The 3476-nt window shown below is 72.7% G+C and carries 3 protein-coding genes and 1 pseudogene; 1 reads left to right on the top strand and 3 read right to left on the bottom strand.

Features of this window, described 5'->3' with window-relative positions; all coding sequences use genetic code 11:
• Positions 1 to 332: DUF3499 domain-containing protein (locus R6V09_RS48885; protein WP_317887899.1), on the bottom strand; the 332-nt coding region annotated here is incomplete at its 3' end.
• Between the two features lie 278 nt (positions 333 to 610).
• Here R6V09_RS48885 and R6V09_RS48890 point away from each other — a divergent pair.
• Positions 611 to 1060, top strand: a complete 450-nt coding sequence (locus R6V09_RS48890; protein WP_317887900.1) for a metallopeptidase family protein — start codon at positions 611 to 613, stop codon at positions 1058 to 1060.
• A gap of 31 nt (positions 1061 to 1091) precedes the next feature.
• Here the strand turns inward: R6V09_RS48890 and R6V09_RS48895 are convergent, their stop codons facing one another.
• Entirely contained in the window at positions 1092 to 2582 is a 1491-nt protein-coding gene (locus tag R6V09_RS48895; RefSeq protein ID WP_317887898.1) for a DUF5719 family protein, read from the bottom strand.
• Positions 2579 to 3476, bottom strand: a pseudogene (locus R6V09_RS48900) (family 2 glycosyl transferase); the annotation flags it as partial. The pseudogene R6V09_RS48900 and the gene R6V09_RS48895, both read right to left, overlap by 4 nt.

Raw genomic sequence — 3476 nt, forward strand, 5'->3', positions numbered from 1 at the left:
CGCTCCTGGGGGCGGGCCGCCTCGCGCACGGCGTTGGCGAGTGCCTCCAGGTCGTCGCCGCTCGGGCGGGCCGGAGCGGAGCTGTCGAGGAGGCGGACGACCTCCCAGCCGCGGGGCGCGGTGAGGCGCTCGGAGTGCTCGGCGCACAGGTCGTAGCAGTGGGGTTCGGCGTAGGTGGCGAGCGGGCCGAGGACCGCGGTCGAGTCGGCGTAGACGTACGTCAGCGTCGCGACGGCGGGCCGGCCGCAAGCGGTGCGCGAACAGCGACGTACAGGGCTCACGACGTTGGACGGTACCGCACTCTTGAGCGGGCCGCGACGACTCTCCTCCAGGTCACTCCACCGTGTCGGGTTGTGAAACACCCCACACGTCTCTCCGGCAACGCACCGCTGACCTGCACGAACACCCCTTCCCGGGATCTCGAACGGGGCCGGGTCCGGTCACCACTCGGCACAAACACCGTCAATTGCCTTGAGAGCGACGGTCTTGGAGACATACGGAATCGAGCCCAACCTTGGCTGGAATGGTCATCCGGCGACATGGCGTCGAGCGCCCGGACGGCGAGTGGAGTCCGGCGGCCGGACCTGACGGGGACTAGGCTTCACCAGTGATGGACACCCCCGTACCGCCCCCCGCCGCCGGCCCCGGGCCCCGCCGCCGCGATCGCCACGGCCGGGGCATGCGCGGCCCGATCGCACCGCCGCAGGTTCCGCTGGCCGCGAGCCGGGCCGAGGCGTTCGCGGATCTGGTGCAGGACTCCGTGGAGCGCCTGGAGCGACGCTGGCCGCAGTTGGCCGACATCGATTTCCTCGTCCTCGAAGTCCCTCGACTGGGTGGTGCGGGCGAGGGCTGGAACGACGAGTCGGTGCCCATGGGGGGCACGATCGCCGCCCGTGAGGGGCAGCCCGCGCGCGTGGTGATCTATCGGCGGCCGGTCGAGATCCGTACGAAGGGGCGCGACGAACGCGCGGCCCTGGTCCACGAGATCGTCGTGGAGCAGGTCGCCGAACTGCTGGGGCTCACCCCGGAGACCGTCGATCCTCGCTACGGGGAGGACTGACCCCTCCCCGCGCGCGTGGGGTCGCGGGCCGCTACTTCTTCTGGAGGACCGACAGGTCCTCGTCCGTCTGCGGCACCGACACCATCCCCCGGTCGTCGGGCAGCGTCTGGATCGTGAAGCCCGGTACGCCCTCCTCGGTCGCCGACAGCGTCCGGGCCGCGTACACCGGGCCGCCCGACTGGGGCTCGACGGTCAGCGCGTAGGTGCCCTTCAGGCCGCCGGGGACCGGGAGTTCGACGTCCTGTGTGGTGCCGGCCTTGATGGTGTACGTCTTCGAGACCGGCGTACCGCCACCGCTGCCCGCGGACGCGGTGACCTTGACGGTCGCGGTGCGGGTGGGCGCGACCAGGGACAGCGTGGAGCCCTTGGAGCTGTTGTCGGCGGACGTCGCGCGCGTGCCGACCGGGCCGGTCGCCGGGATGAACGCCGTCTCCTGCTTGCTGCCCTTGCCCCTTACGACCTTCAGCGCGGCGACGACCGGCACGGACTGGTCGGTCTGCGTCAGGACCAGGGAGCCCGGGTCGCCGCGGGTGACGTCGCCCAGGTCGACGGCGGTCGTCATGCCCGCCTTGACGTGCACGGTCTCGTGCCCGGCCGGCGTGATCATCCCGGTGGGCGAGGAGAGCCGCACCTTGAGGTCCGCGTCCGAGTCGCCCGGGGTGAAGGCGATCAGCCGCACCGAGGTGGCGTCCTTCGGGATGCCCGGCATGACCAGGCTGCCCGCCGGGTCGGTGGACGCGGCCAGCCAGTCGCCGCCGAGTTTGGCGTCGAGGGCCTGCACGGCCGCGCCGACCCGGCCGCTGCGCACGACCACGTGCACGGTCAGGTCGGCCTCCTGGTCGTCGGTGAGCGTGGACAGCAGGATCGGCTCGTCGGCGTGCGGCTCGACCGTGATGCCCTCCCCCACCGTCGACTTGAGGTCGCCGTCCTTGCCGTAGAGGTCGATGTCGACGACGGCGGCGGAGTCGTCCGGGTTGGTGAGGTTCACGTAGTCGGTGCGGTCGGCGGAGGTGCTGGCGCCCGGGAACCAGAACTCGGTGTCCGGGGCGGTGCAGTTGACGCCCTGGAGGCCGCGTCCGTTGCCCGCGGCGACCTCGGTGGTCTCCTGGACGGTCCAGCCGGGCGCGTACTTGCCCTCGGCCGTGCCGAGCAGCGCGGGCGAGTCGCCGCCGGAACGGGTGCCGGTGGCCGGTGTGCCGGGGGCCTTGGGCTCCAGGACGGGCTTGGCAGGCTTCTTCTTGCTGCTCGTGCCGTCGCCCGATTCCTCGCCCGCGGGCTGGAGTTCGGCCTTGCCGCTGTCGTCCGTGCCTTTCGTGACGGGCGTGAAGGACGTGTACGACGTGTCTGCGAGGTCGGAGGTGCTCGGCGCCGGGCAGAGCAGGCTGGTGCGCTCCACGGGCAGCTGGGCGGCCGCCTTCGCGGTGTGGGCACCGGACGCGGCCGGTGTCTTGATCTCGGCGAAACCGGTGACGGCGGCGAGCGCGGCCACGCCGACGAGGAAGGACAGGGTGGTGCGGTTCACTGCTGGCTCCCGTCGGGGCGCTCACTGCCGTGCGGATGCTGCTGGGCCGGGTCGTACGTCGGGTCGTAAGCGGGGTCGTAGTTCGGGTCGTAGCCCTGGCCCTGCCCCTGGTTCTGGTCGTAGCCCTGTTCGTACGTCGGGTCGTACGCCGGTGCCGGGGGCTGGCCGCCGTAGGCGTACGGGTCGTACTGGCCGCCCTGGTAGGGGTCCGCCTGGTACGACTGGTCGTAAGTGCCCGCCGGGTACTGCTGGTCGGCCTGGTACTGCTCGCCGCCGTAGGTGCCGTACTCGGCGCCCGCGTAGCTCGCGGCGTCCCACTCTCCGTAGGACTGCTGCTGCGGGATCGCGGCGGCGACCTCCTCCTCCGCAGGAGGAGGTGTGGTGCCCGAGCCGAACGCGTCGAACTCCCCGGTGCCCGCGATGTCCGCCGCCTCGTCCGCATGGTCGGCGGCTTCGGTCTCCGCCTGGGCGCGCAGACGGCGGGCCCGGCGGCCCTCGCCCGCGACCGCCTGGGCCGGGATCAGCTCCTCCTCGGGGAGGTCGTCGTCGATGTCACGGCGGCGGCCCGGCAGGGCGAGCACGACGAGGACGAGGGCGAGTGCGCCCTGTGTCCACAGCCAGGCGGTGTGCCCGATCGGGTCGTCGTAGGTGACGTCCAACCTGCCGCCGGAGGCGGGGAGTTCGAAGCCCTGGGCCCAGCCGTCGACCGTGGTGCGGGTGCGCGCTTTGCCGTCCAGGGTGGCCGTCCAGCCGGCGGCGGCCGAGTCGGCGAGGCGCAGGACGCGGCCGGTGGCGCCGGACGGGATCGTGGTGTGGATGTCGACGGGTCCGGCGGCGACGGGCTTGGGGGCGGCGGTACCGGCGACGATGGCCGCGCGGGAGACCTGCGCGTTG

It is taken from the genome of Streptomyces sp. W16 (genome assembly GCF_033194735.1).
Taxonomy (GTDB): domain Bacteria; phylum Actinomycetota; class Actinomycetes; order Streptomycetales; family Streptomycetaceae; genus Streptomyces.